Annotated in this window: 1 protein-coding gene (running past one end of the window); it reads right to left on the reverse strand. The window is 73.4% G+C overall.

Going from position 1 to position 23,678, the window contains the following annotated elements:
* Positions 1 to 23,678: the 3' portion of a lonely Cys domain-containing protein gene (locus ACFWBD_RS04500; protein WP_385662518.1), read on the reverse strand. The gene runs 10,768 nt beyond the window's last position; the window shows 23,678 of its 34,446 coding nt (coding positions 10,769–34,446); its start codon lies beyond the right edge, outside the window — the gene reads right to left on this strand; its stop codon occupies positions 1 to 3.

The raw sequence follows: 23,678 nt of genomic DNA on the forward strand, positions 1-23,678 counted from the left end.
TCATCGCTCCTCGATCCCGGAGTCCCGTTCGGCCATCAGCGCCAACGCGTGCTCGTCCGGGAAGAGTCCGTCGCGCGCTATGCGGGCCCGCGCCTCCTCCTCGGTCAGCGGGTAGACGCTCCGGTACCGGTACCGGTCGTCCACGTAGTCCGGGACCCCCGGGTGAGGGACGCCGTTCAGGGCGAACTGGGCGCCTGCCATCACCTCGTGGAAGCTGTGGTGGCCCACGTTCATCATGACGCCGAGCAGCCCGGCCCTGATCAGGCCGAGGTCGGGGTCGGGGAAGCCGTCGAGCCTCAACAGCCTGGCGGCGTACAGGAGGATGAGGTAGGTACTGCCCGAGGTGCCGGTCATCACCAGACCGCCGCTTTCCTGGGAACGCGCCTGGAGCTCGGCGGACATCGGCAGTTCCCACCGCAGCGAGGCGGGGACCCAGAGCAGCGTCCCGTCGCTGGTCCCGACGTCTTGTTCGTCCGGGCTCAGCGGGGGCCGGACGTCCTCCGGTCCCAGCCGTGTTCGCAGCGACGCGCGCAGATCGCTCAGCTCCGCTCTCGCGCTCTCCGGATCGCGACCCGCCGCGAGGAGGTCCTCGTACATGTCGTTGTAGCGCTCGACCGGCTCGGGTCTGCGCCGGTCGTCGCGCTCCTCGTCGATCGTGGGGTGCATGGGTATGCGGCCCCCCGTGACGGCGGGGATGAGCCCGTTGGCCACACCGTTGAAGAGGAACGTCACCCGTTCGCGCAGATTGCCCGACTCCACCACTGTCTCCAGGGTGTCGAAGTACTTCCCGACCGCCCCGGGCTGTGCCGGGGAGTCGCTGCCGAACTTCAGGATGTCCCCGAAGTGGCGTCTGGCGATGGTCCAGAACGCCCGCACCACCTTCGCGAACTCCTCGTTGATCCGCTCGTCGGCCATCAGGTGATCGGCCAGCCGCTGCTCGAAGTGGAAGGCTTCCTCGGCGTAGCGGATCCGTGCCAGGTCCCAGGGCCGCGCTTCGGATCCGTCGGACGCTTCGGATCCGTCGGACGCTTCGGATCCGTCGGACGCTTCGGATTCCTCGGACGCCTCGGACGCCTCGGACACGGAACGCGTCCCGGAGTTCCGGGAGGAACCGACGTCGGGGGGCGACGCCGGATCCGGAGACACCGCGAGCGCCGTCGCAGCGGTCCCACGGGCGGGCGGTGCGCTCGCGGCGGGAACACCGCGGGACGCCACCATCCCACCCGCGTCCGCCACGTCCGCGGCCGTTGTCGTGCTGCCTGTGGCAGGCCCGGGCCACGGCCGCGGGACGTGGGGCGGGGCGTCCTCGGCGAACCGTGGCGCGCCGGGCAGCGCCACCTGCCAGCCTCCGTCAGGAGCGGATCCGGGGTGCGCGGTGAGCACCGTACGTCCGTTGCCGCCCTGCTCGGACAGGTGCGTCGGGACGTCGGTCCACCACACGGGACGGCCCAGGTGCAGCGCCAGCCACTCCGCCAGCTCACCCAGGCCGGGCCCCCGCCCGTAGAGGGCGAGGGGAACGTCCGGGTCAAGGCGCATCAGGGCGCGGTCGTTCCCCATCACCTCCAGGTACTCGGGGCCCGGGATGCTCAGCGTCCAGCCTTCGAAGGTCACTACGACATGGTCCGGGTTGTTCTCGTCCACCTCGACGCCCACCGGATACGGGACCCGAGGCCACGGCGCCTCCACCAGGCCGGCGGACGTATGGATCTGAGCCAGGTTCACCGGCTTCCGCTCCGCACCCGTGAAGTCACGGCCGCCCCCCGTCACCTCGGTCTTGGTCTCAGCCTCGGTGTCGGTGTCGGTGTCGGTGTCGGTGTCGGTGTCAGCCTCAGCCTCGGTGTCGGTCTCGGTCATGACGGTGGTGACCGTGGTGACGGCGGTGGACTCGAGGATCCCGTTCCGCTCCAGGTGGTACGCGGCCGCCGCGTCCGGGTCGGAGGCGTCCCGCCCCGCCGCGAACGCGTGGGTGAGCAGCAGCCGCAGGTTGTCGAGTTCCCACTCGTCGATGTGAGCGTTCGGGCCCAGATGGAGCACCCGTACGGCGAGTTCGTTCAGGTCCGCACCGGGCTCGTCCAGCACCTCCCCGGCCTTGACCCGCGCCCAGAACATCCGCGACCGCTCCGCCTCCTGCACCGCATCCCGGCCGGAGAGCCCCAGGGCGTGGACGGTCTCGCCCACCATGGCGGGTGTATCCACCCACTTGGCAGCCTCCAGCACCGCCTTGGGCAGCGTCACGAACTCGGACTCGCTCATCCGGCCCGGTTGCAGCCGGGCCGCGCGCCGCGCGGCCCGTTCCGCCGCCGCGGCGGCCAGCACCTGTACGGCGACCTCCTGGTCCAAGCCGAACCCGCCGGCCTCCGGACGCTCCGCCACCACCCGTTCCAGCAGGTCCAGCGTCAGCGGGCCCGCCTGCGCGAACGCCGGGTCGGCCCGCCACATCTCCTCCACCGCCGCCACCCCGGACAGCAGGTCCCCGAAGTCGGCACGGTCCTGCACCCGGACGCCGAACACCGACTTCAGCGCCCGCACCAGACGCAGCGTCCGCGCTCGAAGCCGTGCCTGCTCCTCCTCCGTCACCGGGCCGTCCCCCACGTGCAGCTCGGCCGACCGCGCCAGCGCGTCCAGCTCGGCGTCCAGCGGCTCCGGCCGGAACAGCAGCCACACCCGGTACCGCCCACTGGCGTCGGTGTCCAGGTACCGCACGTACCTGCCGTCCTGCGCGACCGTCCGCTGCGGGCCCTCGGAAGCACGCACCCAGCGCCGCGCCTCGTTCGCGATCTCCTGCCCCACCGCGACGTCCGCCAGCGGATCGGGCACGAACACGCCGGTCAGGGCCGGGCTCGCGGTGTCGGGGGCCGGCAGGGCACGGTTCCTGGGGGTCCCGGACCAGCAGATGCCGAGGTCGATCCAGTGGTCCTCGGACAGATGGGACGTCTTCCAGGCCACCCACCGGGCCGCCTCCTCCTTGGGGACGCTGCGTACGTCGAGGCGGCCGGTGGCCCTGTCCCGTACCACCAGGTCGACGAAGTCCGGGTCGCCGTGCGCGGTCAGGAGGTGCGCCGTCTCCTCGGAGAGCGGACTGTCCTCAGGACCAGGACCAGGACCAGGACCAGGACCCGGACGCGGCAGCGGGCGCTCCGAAGACACCTTGTCCAGGGCGCTGTTGTAGTGGACGAACGTCGTCGCCCGGCCGGCATCGTCCTTCTCGAAGTCCGCCGCGTACTCGGCGGGTGGGAACGAGGCGTCGCCGATCAGCCTGCCTGTCGTCTCGTGGACGACGGGAAAGGACACCACATCGGCCCACCAGCCGGGCATGCCGTCGTCGAGAACGGGCCCCTGGCCCGGCCGGATCGGGGCCCAGGCGCCCTTGGGGACTCCCGGCCGTCCGGCGACCGTGTCGATGCCGGCCTTCGTGTTCGGCCCGCCGGTCCCGCCGTTCCCGTCGGCCCGCCGGGTGATCCGCACCTCGCCGCTGTGCACCCGCAACTCCAGGCCGGAACGGTCCGCGAGCTTCTGGAGCAGCTCGCGGTGGCGGCCCAGGAAGGGGACGGCCGGCACGACCAGGGTGCCCGGCTTCAGACGCGCCCGCGCCAGGTCCGCCGCCACCAGCTCGATGAACTCCTCGAGTTCCACGTCCTCCGTCGTACCGTCCGGCAGCCGCACCACCACCCTGCCGTTCCGCTCGTCGCCCCCGACGACGTACAGATCCTTGTCCTTCGGCCACGGCGTCGCCCGCCGGGGACCGGCGAGGACGGCCGGCGAGCCGTCCGGAGCCGGTACCAGGACATCGCTTCCGGCGGTGTCCAGTTCCAGGCCCCCAATGGCCTCCATGACGTCCGGACCCAGCCAGTTGAGACCGTCGATCCGGCGTCCCCCCACCGTGAACCAGGTACGCCGGGCCCGCCCGGTCGCCCCCAGCCCTTCGAGGCGGTACGCCCCCAGCTCCGCCAGGCTTCCCGCCCGTCCGGCCTTCTCGGCCGCCCGGACCAGCTCGAACAGCCGTGTGCGTGCGGTTTCGTCCACTCGCGCGCCGGCCGGCAGACCCAGGACGTGGCGGGCCACCACGTCCACCCGGAGCGGACCGCTCCGGAACCGCCGGTCGCGACCGCGCAGCACGTCCAGCGTCTGGAGCGCCGCCGCGTCCCCGGCCAGGGCGACCGCCAACGTCGCCCACCGCGCCAGGTCCGCCTGCGGCACGCCGGCGAGTTCGGCCGCCTCCTTGGACGGCCACTCGGAGGGCTGCTGGGTGATCCTGAAGTCCTCCACGCCCAGCCGCCGTTCACCTGTCGGCAGGTCCTGCTGAAGCGTGTCCAGCTCGTCGTTCAGGAGGCCGGTGAACTCCTGGTGCGCGTTCCGCGCACGCTTGACGCCCTCGGCGTCGGTGCCGTACCCGGTGATGTGGGCGGTCGGGAGCGCGACATCCGCCCGCCGGTTCCGCAGACCGGCCAGCGCCACTTCGTGCGCCAGTTTCCGGACGGTCTCCCGCGGCTGCCCGAGCAGATGCTCCGTGCCCTGGGCCCAGAACACCACGGGGGTCAGCGCCCGCAGCGCCTGCAGCGGTTTGTCCCCGGGTGGCTCGGCCGGTGGCGGCTCCACCGGCGCGATGAAGATCCGTGGAGCGGCCCCCTCCAGACCGGGCATCTCCAGACCGGGCATCTCCAGACCGGGCATTGCCTGCCCCGACGACGCCCGGGGCGCCGGCCGCCCCGACGACGGCCTCGCCACCGGCTGGTCCGGACGACGTCCATCCGGGATCCCGAGCCGGGAGGCGATTGCCCCGCTCCTGTTCCGCTGGTCGATCCCGTCGAGCTGCAACTTGCGGTACACCTCGGACATGTGCCGTCTCACGCCACGGATCCCGAGGTTCATCCTGGCGCTGATCTCCGGGTTCTCGAGCCCCTCGGCGGCGAGTTCCGCGGCCATCCATTCCGACTGCGAGAGCCCGTACTCGTTGCTGTGCGCGAGTCCCTGCCCGGGTCCCGACGACGCCTCCGCCTCCGCCACCGTCCCCTCCGGGACGGGCCGCGGCTCCATCGGAACCGCCTCCTGCCAGACCTCCGCGGCGACCGCCGCATCGAGGCCGGACGCCTCACGTCCCACCACGATCGCCCGGGTCAGCAGTACCAGCGCCTTCTCGCGGTCCGCCCGACCGGGCCCGAACCCCGGATCCGTCCGGAGCACCCGGCTGACGAACGCGTCCGCGTCCGCACCAGCAGCCGCCACCACCTCCTCGGCCCTGACCCGCGCCCCGAACATCCGCGACCGCTGCGCCGCACCCACCTCGTCGGGACCGGACAGCGACAGGGCACCGACGGCCTCGGCCTCCACAGCACCCCCACGCAGCCATCCGGCAGCCGCCTTCCACGCCGCCGGACTCCCCACCCACCCGGCCGCCTGGGCATCCCGAACCAGCCCGAGCAGTTCCTTGCGCAGGGCCTCGTCCACCGGCGTGCCCTCCGGCAGACGCAGAAAACGACGGGCCACCGCGTCCAGGTCGAACGGACCGACACGCAGCTCCTCGTCACTTCCGCGCAGCGCATCCAGCCTCGCCACCGCCGCCGCATCCGGGGAGAGGGTGAACCCGACCGTCGCCCACAGCATCAACTTCTCAAGCGGCACACCGGTGAGCGCAACCGCATCATCGGAGGGCAGGACACCACCCGACTTGGAGTTGATCGTGAAGTCCGCCACGAGCAGCCGGTCCGCATCCTCGGGAAGACCCTGCTGAAGAGTGTTCAGCGCATCGCCCAGACGGTCTTCGAACACCTCGTACACGCGTCCCGCACGCGTCGTACCACCATCACCATGGTTCCCCATGCCGCCGTACCCGGTGATGTGGATCGTCGGCGGTGCGACACCCGCCCGCCGGTTCCGCAGGCCGGCCAACGCCGCCTCGAACGCCAACTCCTCAACGGTCCTCCTCTCCTCGTCGATCAGTCGCAGCGCGTGATGGCCGAACGCCACAGCGGTCAGCCCCGACAGCGCCGGAAGCGGCACAGCGCTTCGCGGATGAACCGGATCCGCCGCCGCATCCGGGGGGAAGGTGACCTCGACCGTCGCCCACCGCGCCAACTCCCCGACCGACACACCGGCGAGCTCAGCCACTTCATCGGAGGGCCACAATTCAACCGGCTGCTGGGAGATCGTGAAGGCCGCCACGAGCAGCCGGTCCGCATCCTCGGGAAGACCCTGCTGAAGAGTGTTCAGCGCATCGTCCAGAAGGCGGTCGAACAGCTTGGACAAACTGCTCGTACGCGGCGCAGCAGAACGGTTGCTGACGTACCCGGTGATACGAACCTCCAGCAGCCGGCCCCGCAAGCCGGCCGACGCCACCTCCAGCGCCAACTTTTTGAGGTCACGATGCGACGTCAGCAACGGCTCCTTTTTGTGCTGCATCGTGAACGGCACCACGATCCGCCGCCGCGCCGGAAGCGGCCCGGCCGGTGGCGGGTCGACAGGGGCGATGAACACCGGACTCGCAGCGGACTCCCCCGCAGCGGACTCCCCCGGACCGGGCATCGACGGCCCCGGCGACGCCTGCGCCACCGGTTGCACGGCGCTTCCGGCGGCGGGTACGGAATCGGGGCGACCGCTCACCGGCCACTCGTCGTACGCGCCGAGAGCCCCGAACGCGTCCGGGTCCGCATCCAGGTCCAGGTCCGGCAGGTCCAGGTCCGGCAGGTCCAGGTTCAGGTCCAGGTCCAGGTTCAGGTCCAGGTTCAGGTCCGCCAAGTTCAGGTCCGGGTCCATGTCCAGGTCCGCCAGCTCCGGGGCCAGGTCCAGACGCACACTCAGGTCCAGGCCCCCGTCCGCCTCCGCCTCCGCCTCCGCCTCCGCGTCCAGACGCAGGGCACGGTCCAGGTCCGGGTCCAGACCCAGGCCCAGGCCCAGGTCCGCGTACTCGCGGACGATCCCTGTCGCCTCCGGGGTCGGCACAACGGGCACGCCGGCCCCGGTGGCGGGCACGTTCCAGCGCTCCCGGAGGCCCAGCCCGGGCCGGAGGTCGTCGGCCAGCGCCGCCGCGGACCGCACCACGGTCTCCTGGTCCGGCCCGCCCGCCCGCAGGTGATCGGCGATCCGGCGCACCGCGTGGAGGAAGTCGCTCCCGGCGTAGCGGGAGTCGGCCAGCACCGCGTGCGGCTCCCGTGGCAGGACCAGGAAGACAGCGGTTGCCCAGGCCCGGGTGACGTCCGCCTCCACGGCACCGGCGGGTGCCGCGCCCCGGAAGGCGTCGTACGCCGACGCCCACAGCCGCCGTGCCGCGTTCGCCGCCGCGCTGTCCAGCGTCTCCGTCCAGGCGTCGGACCGCGTCATCCGCACCCGGGCCAGGTCCAGCGGCGACAGTGCCGCCTCCGACAGCCGGCCGGCGAGCATCGTCAGCTCGACCTGCTGTTCGTCGGACGGGATGAAATCGCGAATCACCTTGTCCAGCTGGTCCCGGCGGACGGTCGCGCCCGTGTTCGGCAGCGGCTGCCCGGTCGGCAGGTCCGCCTCGGTCAACTCCCGGGCGATCCACAGACGCTGGTCGGCATCCCTCTGTACGACCGGCGCCCCGGCGGCCTCGGCGGCCTCGTCGACACCCCGCGCCACGGCGAGGGCGTCCAGCGGGACGCCCAGGGCCCACAGCCGCGCCTCGGCGTCCTCCAGCACCTTGCGCGCCCACTCGACCCCGCCCCAGGAGTCCTCCATCAGCGTGTCGTCGCCGCCGGTCCGTTTCAGGGCTGCAGCGGCGAGCATGGTCCTGGCCTGCGTGTGCTCGTCCCAGGCGGTGGCGAGGTCGGTGGCGAGGTCGGCTCCGGCGGAGTCGCCGGTGTCCGCGCCGCCGGGCGCGGGCAGCTCGGGATACGCGGGTACGGGCGGCACCTGGAGCCCCGGCGCGGCGACGTCGTCCGCCGCCAGGACCATCGGCGAACCCGCCGGCTCGTCGGCGGCAGGCGCCTGATCCGCCACCACGGGCGCCGGAGCGGACTCCCACGCCCGCACAGCGACATACCGGGGCGTCAGATCGAAGGGGCCCAGCAGCTCAAGGGGCGTGCCGACCTCACGCGCGGCCGCCATCAGAACAGGCGGCAGCGCATCCCACAACGCCGGCGTGGCCTGCCCGAGCTGACCGAAGTGCGCGGCGATCAGGGCCCGCAGACGATCCCAGGTCAGCGGAAGACCATCATCCTGGAGGGTCTTCCGCTGCTGGTCCAGCGCCTGGAAGCCCCGCAGCAGGGCCTCGAACGCCGGCTTGTCGTTCTCCAGCATCGGCCCGTACACCAGCCGGACCGCCCACCACCACCGCTTGACGGCGTCCGCCTGGTTCCGATCACCCGTCACCCGCTCGGCCCACCAGGCCAACTGCGCCGACGTCGGCAGCGGACGGGCTCCGGCCAGCGAGTCGAAGTCCGTCAGCCGAAGGGAGGTCGTCCGCACCGACCGCTGCTCACCGTGCTCGTCCGCCTCCTCCTCCTCGACACGCGAGCCGAACTTGATCTCCATGCCCGTGGCGGACGCCCACGACCACCGGTCCCACCCTTCGGCCAGCGCCCAGGCGGCGATCGGCCACTCCAGCGGATCGCGGCCGTACGCGTGCGGGCCCGCCACGTCCGCGCCCAGCACCACCACGTGCGTGTCACGCGGCGCCGCAGTCAGCGCCGGAACCTGCGCGAAGAGGTACTCCACCACCCCCTCGTAGCGGAACGCCACACTCGGACCGTTCGGGTCCTGGGGCAGCAGCTCCGCCGAGGTCCCGTCCCCGTCCAGAGCCACCAGGAACACCCGGTCGAACGGAGCCTTCCGGTAGATCTCCACCGCCGACATCTCCGCGCCGTCGGGCGACGGCTCCCACTGCATCTCCCTGAGGTGCGTCACTCCCGGCAGCAGGCCGTAGGACGCCGGCGACCCCAGCCACGCCCCGTCGCGCCGCGACGACACCCCCACCGGCTCGTCCGCCGTATTCCGGTGTGTGACGTGCCGCAACCGGTCCACCGGGACCATGGACTTGTCCAGAGCCGCGATCTCGGGCTTCCACTCGATCACGTCCGGCGCCGGCACCGGCGCCGTGCGCAGCTCCCGCAGCGCCTGCCGCGCGTTCACGACGGCCGTCTGGAAGCTCCTGCGGACGGCACCGCGCGGCACGGTCCCGCTCGCCAGCAGCTCGGACGCCTGCTGCACCAGCTCCTCCAGCCGCGGGTACGCCGGATCGGGGTCGGACCACCGGGTGTGCCCCAGGGCATGACGGCCCAGCGTCCGGGCCAGTGTCACCTGGTCCGCCAGGCTCAGCAGCCGCACCGGTGGGGCACCCACCTGCTGCGGCACGCCGGCGACGGCCATCCGCAGGAGAGCGGCGAACCCCCGGACCACCGGATCGGCCAGGATCCGTTCCACCGACCGGTGCAGCACCTCGGGCGACAGCGGAACCCTGGTCGCCACCGCCCGCTCGTAGAGCCCCGCACCGAAGTCCGCCAGCTCCCGGCCGGACTGCCCGATCCGCTGCTCGCTCATTCTCGTGCCGCCGAGCGTGTTCGCCGGCAGCTCGTCCACGATCAGCGGGACCGCCAGCCGGCCGCCGCCGGTGTCCAGGCCCGGGAGTTCCGGGATGCCGAGCGACTCGTACGGGCCGACCCTCCCTCCCTCGGACGTACGCCCCGTCAGCCCGGCGGTCAGCTGCTCGCGCGGCTTCGGCACGTCGCCGACCGTGTCGTCTCCGGCCGTGTCGTCGACGAACCGGTACGAGACGACCTCGCCCGGCCGGTGGAGCCGGGACAGACGCCCGATCACGTCCGTCAGCACCTCGCCGGCGATGGCGCTGAGCATGTCGTGGTTCGCGCCGAGGAAGGCCCGTGAGCCGTGCTTGCCGGGCCGCAGGGCCCGCCTGACGGCGTCGAGGGCGGCCCGGGGTGCCGCCGGCAGCATGTTCCTGAGCGGGAGCCAGTTCTCGGGCGCCAGCGAGAGGGCGGCGTTGACCGGCCTGACGCCGACCTGGTTGAACACCGTCCAGGCGTATCCCCAGAGCTCGTCCACATCGGGGACGGCCGCCAGGAACGCGACGAGTTCCGACGGCACTTCATCGCGATCAGGGTCCATGCCGCCCACGAACTCCCTGACGGCCCGCTCCCCGAACTCCCTCCCCGCCATGAACAGGGGAAGCAGGTCCGTGTGCGGCGACTGATCGACGGCCTGGCTCAGGACCAGCGTGCGGCCCACCGCGGGGGTCCCCGACGACAGCCGCGTGGTGGAGTCGCCGTCGTAGTCCAGGGCGGGGGGATAGACGGTGGCTGCCTTGCCGACCTCGGTGATCTCCCAATCCGGAAGACCTCCCAGCAGCCCCTCCAGCGAGGTCGGCCCCTGCCTGGCCGTGAGCGCCAGTCGGTCCCGGACCTGCATCCGCCGGTCCTCCGCCTCCTCCAGGGACTGCCACGGCTCGCCCGGGACGGAGGCCGCCGGATCGACGACGACCTCCGGGACGTGGGAGCTCGTCTCCGTGAACCCCGACCTCGCAAGCGACTGCGACGCGATGTCGACGGGCCGACGGGTGGCGGGGTCGAAGTGGAACGTCGCCTCGCTGAGGACGACCTTGATCCCGGGCCCTCTCGCCAGCACCGCGTTCCGCAGATCGGGCTGCCCGCCCGGCGGTATGCCGAGGCTCCGGAGCAGCTCATCGGAGAGGTTGATCTGCGTCGGATGGCGGTACTTGACCCCGGTGCCGACGCCCGCGTACTCGTCGCGCACCGCCCCGTCCAGCAGCGCGTGCGCCACCGACGAGGACTCCGTGAACGGCGGCAGCACGTCCGTCACCACCTGCCCGGACGGATCGATCACCACCGCCCGCACGTCGAACAGGGTCGTCTCCGGCGGCACCGGCAGCACCCGGTGCCCCCTGTCCCGCGACACGTCCACCCACACCACGCCGCCCGCCAGGTGGTACGCCGCGAACGCGTGCCCCAGCCCGTCCTCCGGCCGTCGCCCCGGCTCCGGCGACACCGACCCGGGGCGCCGCGCCAGCACCAGCGCCACCGACCCCGGCCCGGCACGCTTCACGTTCCGCAGCGCGTCCGCCACCGCGTCCCACGACCCCACCCGGTCCCACCCGGGACCCGTCACCAGGTCGGACGCCGCGCCGCGCCGGTGCAGCTCCGAGTCGTCCACCGAGCGGCGGCCCGCCAGGGGGGCGGGCCGCACCGCCGTGCGATCCCACACGTCCCGCAGCAGCTTGTCCCGGAACCCCTCCAGCAGCTGCAGGCACCGCCACACCGGCGCACCCTTCGCCTGTGCCTCCAGCGCGGTCACCGCCACGCCGTCCACCAGCTCCTTCAACCCCTTGGACGTCAGCACCTGGGGAGGGGACACCGGCACGGGGGTGACCGTGCTTTCGGCAGCGGGGTCCGGGGTGAGGTCTGTCATGGGGTCTACGGGGACGTCCGTGACCGGCGTGACCGGTGTGACGGAGTCCCCGTCCGGCCCGGGTTCGAGCACCGCGTACGGGTCGGACAGGTCGCGCGGGCGGGACCGGCCTTCGAACTCGGCGAAGGCTGGGGTGTTCGGGTCGCTGTCGTGCAGCGCCCCGTAGGACAGGTCCCCGTCCCGGAGGGGCCCGTCGTACAGGTCCTCGTCGGACACGTACTCGTCGTGCGCCGGGTCCTCGGCCGGTGCCGGGGGGCCGTCCGGCGACGTCGGCGTCGGCGTCGCAAGGATTGCCGGGGGCGGGGGCGGGGTGGTGCGGTGGTGGTACGGGCCATGGGGGTTGCGGGTGCCCTCGGGCAGCGCGGCGAGGTATTCGTCGCCGCGCTCGTACACCGTCACGGCGTTCCCCACGCCCTCGGTGCGCGCCGTACCGAACGTGTCGATCGTGCCGTTCTCGTGCACCAGGGTCAGGTGGAGACCCGCGTCCCGGGCGAGGTGTTCCGCGGCGAGCAGGGCGGTGGGACCGTCCCACCGCCGGGCCGCCGACAGCTGGACCCGGATGAGGGCCACCTCCTGCGTCCGGAGCAACGGCAGCTGCGTCCGGGGCAGTCGGCCGCCACTGCGCTCGAACATCCGTCGCTCGCCGGCGGTCAGCTCGACGCCGGCCCCTGCCAGCTCCTCGGCGGTGAAAGTGGCCCGGGGGGCGAGCCACGCCGTGTCGGGCAGCGGCTGGTCGGTCGGCCGGGACAGGTCGTCGGCCTCGTACTCACTGTTGTTGTCGGGCGTCCGCAGCCCGGCCCGGTTCATGGCGAGGGCCACGGCGGCGTAGAAGCGGTTTCCGTCGCCGGGGGGCAGGTCGAGCCGGTAGGTGTGGCCGTCGGGGTCGGTGAGCCGGGCCGGGTCGGAGGCGGCGTCGAAGACGGGTACGGGTGTGGGCGCGGTGGTGTCGGGTGCGGTGTCCTGTGCGGTGTCGGCGGTGTCGGTCGACTCGGGCCGCAGCCAGGGCCGTCGGGTGTGGGCCGGCAGCGGCCCCCGTTCGGCCGGGTCGGCGGGCGGGGTCGCCGGGGCCGGTGTGACGGGTGTGCCTTCGGGCTCCGGGACGGGGTGTACGGCCTGGTAGTGGCGGTCGGCCAGGTGAAGGAGGACCCGGGGGGCGGCGTCGAGGTGCTGGTCCGGGTCGGGGCCGTGGTCGTGGTGGAGGCCGTCCTCCGTCACGATCCGGATGCCGGGGTTCCCGTTGCCTACGGTGAGCCGGGCCGCCAGCGTCGGCCACAGGTCCGCCGCGCCGTGGTCCCAGCCCAGGTCGCGTTCGGCGTCGGCCGGGCGGCGGAGCTGGGCGACGGCCAGTGCCCGGCGCAGCGCGGGGCTCAGCGGGAGGTGCGTACGGTCGGGGGCCCCGCCGGCGGAGTCGGGGATGACGCCCAGGGCGTCGAACTCGCGGCGCTCCGGGGTGTCGGTGCCCAGGTCCAGCCCTGCGGCCGCGAGTTCGTCGGCGGTGAAGGTGTCGGGCCGGTCCGGGGTGACGCGGTCGAGGACCGGTGAGTTCTCGGGGAGCCCGGCGAGTTCTTTGGCGACGGCGAGGCGCAGCTGCTCGGCGGTCTCCCCTTGGCCACGGGCCTCGGCCAGGGCGTGGAAGAAGCCGTTGCCGTCCCGGCGGACGTCGATGAGGCGATGGGTCCGGCCGTCCGGGCCGGTCAGGGCGAGGGGGCCGGTGGGAGGGGTGGTGGTCGTGCCGTCGGGGGCCGGGTCGGGGGCGGGGGCGACGTCGATGGTGACACGGCGGTAGACCGGTTCCCGGGGGGTCTCGGTGACGGTGTCGGGGTCGGGGGCCGGTGCGACGGGCGGGGTGACGGTGGGCTCGGGCAGGCCTGCCCGGGTCACGGCAAGGGTGGGGGTGACGGTGTCCGTGCCCGTGCCCGTGCCCGTGCCCGTGCCCGTGCCGGGCGTGGTGCTCGTACCCGTGCCGGTCACGGCGGGGGTCGTACCGGTATCCGTGCCGGTCGTGACCGTACCCGTCCCCGCGTCGGCCGGGAGCTGGTGCCAGCGGGTCAGCCGGTCCGTCTCCCCCCGCACCCGGTGGAACTCGTCGGCCGCCGTCTCGGCCCGTTCCCGCTGGGCCTCGGTCTTCCGGATCCGGGTCGCCAGGGCGTCCCGGGCCGTGGCCGCCGCCTGGTTCGCCGTGCGGGCCGACTCCAGCACCTCGCGCATCCGTCGGTCGGCGGCCGCCCGGAGTTCCGCGCGCGCCCGGTCGGCCGCCGCGACCAGCCGGGCGCGTTCGTCACGTCGTACGGCGGCGACCGCCTTGATCGCCCGCTCCAGCTCCTTCCGGGCCGTCTCGACCCGGGACACGGCGGCGGTGACGGGGGCGGTGGGGGTGAAGTCGTCGGCGAGCGGGCCGTCCTCGCCGGCCGGGGCCGGGGAGGTGACGAGGAGTTCGAGGAACAGCGCGTCCTCGACCTCCGTACGGGCCTGGGTGACCAGGTCGGTGGCGGTTCGCAGCCGTGCCGCGAACTCCCCGGCCGGATCCGTGTCGCCGGGCCCGGCGGGAGCAGGGTCGGGGGTCGCGGCGGAGGCCGGCGCCGCCACGGCCGCCGCCACGGCAGCGGCCGACACGGCCACGTCGTACGCCCGTTCCGCCTCGGCGTACTCCCGGAGCACCGCCCGCCGCGCGTCCCTGCGCACCCTGCGGGAGATCGCCATGGCCGCGACCGCCCGTTCGGCGGCCTTCCGCAGCTCGGGGACCTCGCGGCGCAGCGCCAGGTACTCCGCGTCCGCGTCCGACCAGGTCGTGGCCGCCTTCGCGACCTGGTCCCAGGCCTCCCCGACCCGGGTGGGGAAGTTGGTGTCGGTGATCAGACCGAGGCTCCGGGCCACGTCCTCGCGGATCCACGCGACGACCAGGGTCCCGGCCTCGACGGCGCCGGCCTCGGGCTTGCGGCCGAGGGTCCCGCCCAGGTTCTTCCGGAGCCAGGAGGGGGCGTCGCCGTCCTTGAACTGCCGGTCCACCTCGGCGACGGCCAGCCAGGTGGTCGGGACGGCGAACAGGAAGGTCCGGCTGCGCGCCGGCTTGATGTTCTCCTGGTACCCGGTCTCCTGGCCCACCGCCTGGCCGTCGTCCTCGGCGGTGTCGAGGCCGGTGCCGCTGACGACCGGGTTGGCCGCGCCGATGGCGTCCGACCGCAGTACGGGGGTACCGCCGATGAGCGTGTTCTGGGTGGTGCCCTGCGAGCCGTCCGACGCCGCGCCGAGCACGAACAGCTCGGGTGCCTCCAGCCCCGTGTCGTCGGTGACCGCGAGCAGGGTGGCGGCGGCGAGGTCGGGGCGGGTGTAGAGGGCGAGGGCGGCGGTCGAGCGGTCGGTGAGGGTGTTCTCGGTGAGGCCGTCGGTACGGTAGCCGCCCTGTTCGGGGGTGGTCGTGTGGAAGAACGCGCTGAGCGGCCCCGGCCCCGACGCCTCCTCCAGCGCCTGGGCGGCGGCGGTGCCCTCGGCGGTGAGGGGGGTGCGCAGGGCCTGGGCGAGCGTCCGGTCCAGTGCTTCGCCGGTCAGCTCGCCGCGCGCGCCGGCCAGCCGGTTGTCGTACGCCTTGCCGAGCGCGACGGTGGAGGCGGCGCGGACGAGGTCGTCGCCGATGACGTCGCGGACGTGGATGCCGTTTGCCGGGAGCTGGAAGGGGCGGGTCGTGCCGTCCGGGTGGGGGACGGCGGCCCAGGCGGTGAGGGCGGCGGTGGGGTCCTGGGTCTGCAGGGGGTTGGCTGCGCCGGTGAGGACGGTGAGGGTAGGGGTGGGGAGGGTGGGCTCTGGGGGGCGGAGGGGGTCGGGGGCGGGGTCCGTGCCGGTGCCGGTGCCGGTGTCCGTGCTCGGCAGGGTGCCGGGGCGGATCAGGCTCACCGGGACGAGGTCGGTGATCTCGCCGATCTCCTCGTCCACGAGCAGGACATGACGGGCGTTGGACCGGCCGACGGGGGGCGCCTCCCCCCGCTTCTCCCCCAGCTCCAGCGTCACCCGCAACCGGTACCCCGTCCGGAACTCCGCATGGGGCCCCTTCGACACGGCCTTCCACGTCTTCGTGTGCGTCGCGGACTGCTCCCAGGACACCTGCTGGCGCGTCGAGACGGTCTCCCGGAACGCCGGGCCGGCCGCCGGGGCGACGGCGTTGCCGGTGTGGAGGTTCTCCGTGACGAGGGTGCCGATGTCGCTGCCCCGGGTCTCGGTGCCGGCTTCGGTGATGACGGTGGTGGCGGCCCGGCTGTCCTCGGTGTCGGTGCCCGGCCACAGGCCGACGAACCGCTGGCCGTCCTCGACCGGTACCAGCTCCGCGCGGACCCGCACCGAGCGGCCGCCGATGCGGACGGTGCGCCAGCCGGGGCCGCCGACGCGGACGGGCAACGAGGCCCCGGAGCCCATGAGTTCGCGGCGGAGTGCCCGGGTGACCCGGCCCGACAGCAGGTGCTGCACGCTCTCCCGGCCCGGGTCGTCGATGCCCAGGTCCCGGAGTTGCCTGTCGATGCTCGCCAACACCTGGGACGCGTCCAGGGTGTTGACCGGATACGAGGCGAACGGGCGGGCGCGGAACCAGTCGTGCTGGAGCCACGGGCGGCGCCCGTACTCGGGTGGGTCGCCCAGGCTGTCGTCCAGCAGGGCCAGCCGGTGCGCGACGCGCTCGGGCAGGTAGCCCAGCCAGCCGCCCGGCACCGACTGCCGTCGGCCGGCGGTGCCGTAGGGCACGCTCGGCACGTAGCGGCCGAGCCACCGCAGCAGACCCGTGGTCCGTACCGAGGCGGCCACCTCGTGCGCCGCGTCGCCGGCCGTCAGTACGTGCATGCCGCCCTGCACCAGGCCCAGGCCCGAGGTGACCGAGCGGGTGGCGGTGAGGGTCCGGCCCCGGCCGCGCTTCCAGGGCCGCAGCACGAAGCCGTACGTACCCACGCTCGCCCCGGGGTGCGAGTGGCCGTACATGAAGGCTCCGCCGGCCTGCTTGAAGTGCGTTCTGACCGCCGAACCACCGGCCTGGACCGACGACTTGACCGCTGTGGTGGTCGCCACCGGCACCGGGCGGCCCAGTGCGCGCAGCCGGGTGACCCGGACCTGGTGGACGACGGTCGCCAGCCAGTCGACGTACGGGCCCTTGCCCCACAGGCCGGTCACCCGGGAGCCCATCGGGCCCGAGGCCTGGTCGAATTCGGCGGCCAGGTACTGCGGCCGGTGCGGGCGTACGGAGGCGTCGTGGGCGGGCGCTCCATGCTGAGTCAACTGCCAGGCACCCTTGGGGGTTTCGCGTTTCAGCAGCCGGTCGCCGAAGCCCCTGGAGGCGTCCCGCAGCGCCTCGTCCACGAGGCCGGGGGTGCCTCCGGTGGCCAGCACGGCGAGCGTCTCGTGGGGCTGGCCGTGCAGCCGGCCCGGGGACCGGTCCGGGTCGGTGGGCCCCGGCCCCGCTTCCCGGTCCTCGTCGGTGAGCAGACCGGTGGCCAGCCGCCGGGCCCTGGCCGGGTCCAGCACGGTGGTCCGGGCCGGCTCGGTGGTCCGGTACGGGTTGGGCGCGTCGGCGGCGTGCGGGTCCTTGTCCGGGATCTCGGCGTCGGAGACGCTGAGCAGCACCCGTCCGGTGATCGGTTCGCCGGCCGTGCCACCGATCAGGTCGACGGTGGGCTGCGGCCAGAACCCGAAGAGCTCGGTGCCCAGCAGGCCGAGCGAGGCGATGCCCCGGAAGAGCCCCCGGAACCGCCAGTAGCCGTCGGAGGCGGCGGTCAGCCGCAGGCCGTAGGAGAAGAGATGGGAAGGCGCCGGGCGCGCGTGCTCGGTCTCGAACGAAGCGGTCATCCCGTACGCGGTGTTGTCCTGGCGCTGGAGCCCCACCTCGAAACCGGCCTGGCCGGTGAGCGCGTTGGTCGGGCGGCCCTCGCCGTCGGTGGCCGTGTTGCGGGTGGAGACGGTCGCCTCGAAGCCGGCCTCGGAGATCTGGCCCGCCTGGCGAGAGCCGTCCGCCCTGGTCGCGCCGATGACGGTGTGGGTGAGGCCGAGGTCGTTCTGGGTGCCCTCGTAGCGGCGGCCGGCCAGAGCCACGTCCAGCCGGATGTGGCGGTATGTGTGGGTGATCCGGCCCGGCTCCAGCAGGGCCAGGTGGAGGCCCTGCGGGACGGCCTCCTTCAGGCTGCCGGCCAGCGAGTGGTGGGTGAGGGCGTTGATCACGGTGGTGGTGTTCTGCAGGACGGCGTTGTAGACGGCGAAACTGCGGAACTTCTTCGGGTCGCCGAGGTCGGCGAACCGGGCCACCAGCTTCGGGTACTTGGCGGCGAGCGCGGTGAGGACCTGGTCGATGGCGGCGTCCAGGAAGGTGGCTTCCGGGACGGGGACTTCCGGGACGGGGGCGGGGGCAGGGGCGGGCGGGATGGTGGTGAGTGGGTCGGTGACGGCTGCCGGGTCGGGATCGGCGGGGTCGGTGGCGGGCGGCGCCGTCGTGGGCGGTGCGGTCGTCGGTTGTACGGTCGTGGGCGCCGTGGTCGTCGGCGGTGGGGTCGTCGGCTGTACGGGCGGGGCGGGCAGGTCGGTGGTCCCGGCCGTGCCCGCCGTCGTTTCGGCCGTCGTTTCGGCCGTCGTTTCGGCCTCCGGCGCCGCCACCGGATTGGTGAAGCGCCCGTCCGCGTGGAGGAACTGCTCCACCCGGCTCCCCCCGAGCGTCGGCGGGTTGTCCTCCGTCAGGAAGGCCGGGGCGAACGGCGCCGCGCCGCTCGCCCCGCGCAGGGCGGTCCCGTCGTCCCAGCCGGCCAGCCGCCGTGCCTCGGTGACCGTCATCCGGTCCAGGCTCCACGTCACGAACCGCGTCGGCCGGGCGTCACCCGTCCGCTGCACGGAGAAGATCTTCTCGACCTTGTACAGGACGGTGGGTACCTCCTTCGCGGCGCCCATCGATTTGTCCGTCCCCGAGCCGCCGGTCATCGTGGTGCGCCCCGAGACGTGCCCGTAGCGGACGGTGGGGCCGAACTGGACCCGCAGCCGGGCCGACTCCCAGCCGAGGAGGTCACCGATCCAGGCCAGCGGGTTGAGATTGAACGCGGGGCCGAGGGAGAGGATGACGTCCTTGAACCACGACTTGTTCTGCTTGCGTTCGTTCTTGGTCGTCGCCTGGCCTATCTCCCAGATGGCGGCCCGGTCGCTGTCCTCCGCGGGGACGGCCCTGCCGGGCACGACCCGGATGGTGAAGGAACCCATCGGCGTGCGGTGCTTGTCGTCGGCGAACATCGGCTCGCTCACCACCATCGACCTGGCCAGCCGCCCCGACAGCTTCTTCATGTTCTCCGAGTTGAAGAGGTCGTTGACCACGGTGTGCGCCGAGGAGTCCTCCCTGGGGCCGAGCTGTTCCGTCGCCCACCGGTGGATGTGCTCGACGGAGGCGTAGCCCTCGGTACGGACGAGGCGGTAGTCCGAGCCGGGCCCCAGCTTCATCTCGGCGGGGGCCCGCAGCGGGGGCGTGGTCCGGTCGGTGGTCAGGCTGTCCGCCACGCGCAGCCCGAGGCCCCTGCGCACCCCGAACCCGTAGGTGCTGACGTCGAGTTGCTCCACCGCGGGCCGGGACCCCCAACCGGTGCCGAGGAAACCCGGGCGGGCCGGGCGCGCGTCCTCGGTGTCGGCGACCCGGATCTTGAAGTACACGTCGTCCAGGTGCAGATGGGAGCCGTCGGCGTGCCGTGTCTCGGACTGGCTCTGCACCTGGTCGTGGGCCACGAAGACGACACCCCGGTTGCGGCCGACCCGCGCGGTGCCCCGGCCGAACAGGGCGAACGCCCAGCCCGGCGGGCCGACCGGGAAGCCGGGGGCCAGCATCCGCGTCTCGGAGACCACCTTGGCGGAGCCGGTGGTGGTCTGGAGGCGGCTCGCGCTGTCGACCTTGACCGCGTTGGCCGGATCATCGCCGTCCGAGAACCGCTCCCAGTTCGCGTACCGGTGGGCATTGACGTACAGCGTGCGGGCCCGGCCCGACTCGGTCCTGTACGTGAAGGAGTGCCCGGCGCGGTCGAAGAAGGGCCGGGGGTCGGACTGCAGCGCGTCGCGCAGCCGCTGGTCCAGCGTGCCCACCGCCCCACGGCGGCGGTGCTTGGACTTCTTTTCGGGTCGGTAGGCGGGGCGGGTCCCCGGGTCGGTGTCCAGCCGGGCGAGGATGGTGTCCGCCGTCTGCCCGGTGCCGCGCAGGACGGCGTTCTCCGAGCCGAGGACGAACTGCTCGGAGTCGGGGTCGGCGGCGAGGCCGGGGTCGGCGAGGGCCTCGGCGACGGCCTCGGTGAGGACCTCCCTGCCGGTGCCGGTTTCGGTGGGCGGCACCAGCGGCAGCAGGGGCAGCAACTCCTCCTCCGGGTCGACGGGCAGCGGCAGCAGCCCGTCCAGGTAGCCGGGCAGCCGGCTCCCGTCGCTGAAGACGCTGGGCCCGTGCTCCGTCCCCGGCGGCAGCATCCCGTGGTCCACCCGGGCCGGGCGGCGGAGCTCCAGCTCCTCGTCGATCCGGTTGCCGGGCACTTCGGGCACGGTCCGGGCCGCGGGCGCGGCGGGGTCGGTGTCCTCCGCCGGGGGAGTGACGGTGATGGAGGGTACGGGCGGAGGCGGGGGCGCCTGCGACGAGCCGGGGTGAAGGCCCCCCGCAGGCGACGAGCCGTGGCGAATGACGGTCGCGACCGGGTTCGGCCCACGGTCGGGGCGCAGGAACAGCAGGGCTTCGGCCGTCGGCCCGGAACTGTCGATCACGGGCGGGTCGTCCGGCTTGTCGCGGGTCAGGTCGAACGAGCCTTTCGTGAACACGATCGGGCGGCCCAGCCGGATCAGCGCCTTCCCCGGCAGCGCGGGGTTGAGCCGGCCGAGTTTCGAGATCCCCAGCATCAGCGGCACGCCCAGTGGCTGGCCGAAGATCTGCGGGTCGCGGGCCAGCAGTTCGACGTACTCGTCGTCGGACACCTCGTACCACCGTCCGCCCGGCTGCCGGACCCGCAGCCGTCCGTTGCCCAGGGCCTCCGCGGTGGCCAGCAGGATCGACGGCAGCCACGGCGCGTCGACGGTGGTGGGGGCCGGGGAGCCGGGAGCGGTGGACGGCACCCGCCACTTGGCCAGGTTCACCTTGCGGGCGAGTTCCAGCCCGGCGTGGTTCCGCCCGCCCGCCACGACGTCGCCGGTGATCAGGGTGTCCGCCCCGAGCAGGCCCTCGAACTCCAGGTGGGCGGCGGCGAGCGCGTCGACGTCGTACGGGTCGCGGCCGGTGGCCAGCGCCTTGGCCACCGTCAGGCGCGCAGCCTCGGACTGCTGGGGGTCGGGCTGCGCGAGGTGCAGGATGCGGGCCTCGAAGGCGGCCTCGTCCGGCTGCTGGTTCTCGTACACCTCCTCGGTCCGGACCTGGGTCCAGAAGTACTCCGAGTGGTGGGCGCTCGTGATCTTGGGCACCAGCCCCGGGGCCAGGCCCAGGACCGCGCGGACCTGGTGCTCGGTGGGGTTGCCGTGGTGCTGCGCGACCTCCAGCACCACGGGCAGGGAGACGAGGTTGGCGAGCCCGGGAGTCGCTGTCGGTGCCGTGGCCGCCCACCGCTGGACGGTGAGGGCCCGGAGCAGGGTGTCGTGGTAGTCCGCCTGGGTCAGGAAGGCCGGCAGGCTTCCGTGCTGGGCCAGCTGGTCGGCGGTGACGACCCGGTCGAGCAGCTCCATGGTGAAGTGCGGGGCGGCCGTGGACAGCGCCGGGTCCGTCCGCCGCAGCAGTTCCAGGGCGCCGATCGCTGTGAGCAGCGTCGGATAATAGGGCTGGATGTCGACATCGTCGTTGAAGACCTTGCGCAGTGCCCGGGTCAGGCGCAGCGCGGCGTCCACGTCGTCGTCGGAGACGGGCCCGGTGTGCAGCCCGGCGGTCCGGGCCCGCTCTTCGAGTTCGGCGCGCAGCGGCTCGGGCCAGGGCCTCCGCCGCTGTCCCGGGCGGCCCTGCACATCGGTTTCCAGGACGTGGTGGTAGTTGACGCCCCGGAACATGGTTATACCGCTCCGGTCACCGTAGTTGTTGATGATCAGACGGCTCTCGTTCGCCGCGTGCTGGCTCCCGGAGACGGTTGCCAGCTCGTCGCGGACGAATGAGTCGGGAGCGGCGGACTGGGCCCATTCGGGATCGGTGGGGAGGTCCGTTGCGGCGCTGTTGTGGCAGAGACCGACGAATATCTCCAACGGCTGCTCGCCCCGGGCGACCGCCGCTTCGCTCTCCTTCCTGAGTCTGCGCACGCTGGGCCGATGGGACAGGCCCCTGGCGTAGCTCTGGGCGGACACGGTGACGACGCTGCCGTCGGTCAGCGGCACTTGGGCGGTGCCGGGACCACCATGGCCGAAGACGAAGAGTTTCGCGTTCGGCGGGGGGGCCACCGGGCCGATCAGGTCGCCCGTCACAGGGTTGAGGTCGTACATCCCGGTGAAGGCCGGCAGGTTGCGGTAATGGTCGTATCGGGTCTCGAGGTCGTGCTCGTCCGCCGGGAGGGACGCCCGGCCGGTCTGCTGGTGGGCGGAGGAGACGATGGTGCGGGTCGCCCACTGGGCTTCCCACCACTCGGGCACTTCGTCCGGGTCGGGGTCGATCAGGTCGTCGGGGCCGACCGGGAACCAGTCGCCGATCGGCTGTCCGGGCTCGTCGAACGAGGTCAGGACGAGGCGGCCGGCGGCCTGCCCGGCGGTGGCGCCGGCGCCGGCCGTGACGGGGCGTGCCGCCACGGGGCCGCTGTTCACCCAGAGGGTCTTGCCGAGCCGGCGTGCCGCCTGGCGCACGGGGAGGAGTCCGCCGTCGCCGGAGTTGGGCCAGGCGAGCAGGATGTCCGTGACGTCGGGCCGGCCTTCCAGTTCCACGAGGAGGTATTCGGCGACCTCGGCCATGGTCATGGGGCGGTGCCCGCCGCCGGGCCACGGCACGTCCACGCCGTTCGGTCCGCCGGAGGTGGCGAGCAGGGTCAGGGGGACTCCGTTCCACGGAGCCTTGGTCGGCGGGGTGGTGGGTCCTCCCGGCGGGTCCACGATCCGGGTGGTGTCGAGGTCGACGTCGGGCAGGTCCGTCCAGTTGCGGCCGGGGCCCTCGGTCCCGTTGAGAGTGATCGGGCGGCCGGTGGTTTCGGCTCCGGTGGTACGGAAGTGGTGGACGCCCAGCGCGGCGAGGTTGCGGGCGCGGCCCTCGGCCTCGGCGTCCCGTACGAAGGCGGTCAGTTCGGCCCGTACGGCGTCGTCCACCTCGGCGTCGGCGGGCAGATGCAGCACCTGGCGGGCCACGACGGCCACGGCGTCCTGGTCCGGGGGGGTCCGGCCGTGCTCCGGGTCCTGGGACCAGAGTCGGTCCAGGACGGTGCGGACGTCGGCGTCGAGGCTGGCGTACGTGTCCTCGGTGGCCGGTACCCGGGCGTCGGCCGTCTCCCCGGCGAGGGTCGCCCGAGCCATGATCTCGCTCAGGGCGTTCGGGTCGGTCGGCCCCGACGAGCTGTGGGAGAACGCGCTGTCCGGCACCATCGGCGCGTCCGCCATGTCGGTGTCGTGCGCGCCGCTGTCGGGCATGTCGCTGTCCGGCATGTCGCTGTCGTGATCCACCTCGGACACGGAGCCGCCGGCCCGGCCGAGCAGCGGCAGTGCCTTCGCCGCGTCCTTGGCCACGTTCAGCACCTGCTCCCGCGTCGCCTCGTCGAGTGCCCGCGGGTGCCGGTCGATGCCCACCCGGGCGGAGCTGACGACGACCCGTATCAGCCGGCTCAGCCGGGCCTGGATCTCCGGTGCCGGCGGGTGACCGAGCGCGACCAGGGCCAGCGCCTCCGCTACCGACTGGGCCTGGACCGGCGTCAAGGGCGGCCGGGCGTTCCCGCCTTCGCCGGTGGTGGGCAGAGGCCAACTGGAGGCCATGGCCAGGAACGGTGCGAACGCCCGTACCACCGGGTGGCCGGTGATCCGGCCGACCGCGTCGCGCAGGGCGTCGTCGGTCAGCGGCTCCCGGGACCGCTCCGCCCGCTCGTACATGGCGCGCGTCAGCGCCGTCAGTTCCGTGAGGGTGCGCCGGAGGCCCTCGTCGGTCGCCAGGCGCGTGCCGGTGAGGGTCTGCCGTATCTCGATCAGCATCAGGGCTACGGCCAGGCGCCCCTGGTCGGTGTCCACCTGGCCGTGGCCCTCCATGCCGGTGGCCTTCAGATGGACGGCGGCCGCCAACTCCGCGCCCCTGGGCCGGACCCGTTCGCGTATCTCCGGCAGTCCGGGCAGCGCGCCCAGTCCGCGCAGCGTCGCCGTGAGGTACTCGCCGACGGTCAGCAGGGGGCCGGGCA

Origin of the sequence: Streptomyces sp. NPDC060002 (assembly GCF_042737245.1) — a bacterium.
In the GTDB taxonomy this organism is placed as follows: domain Bacteria; phylum Actinomycetota; class Actinomycetes; order Streptomycetales; family Streptomycetaceae; genus Streptomyces.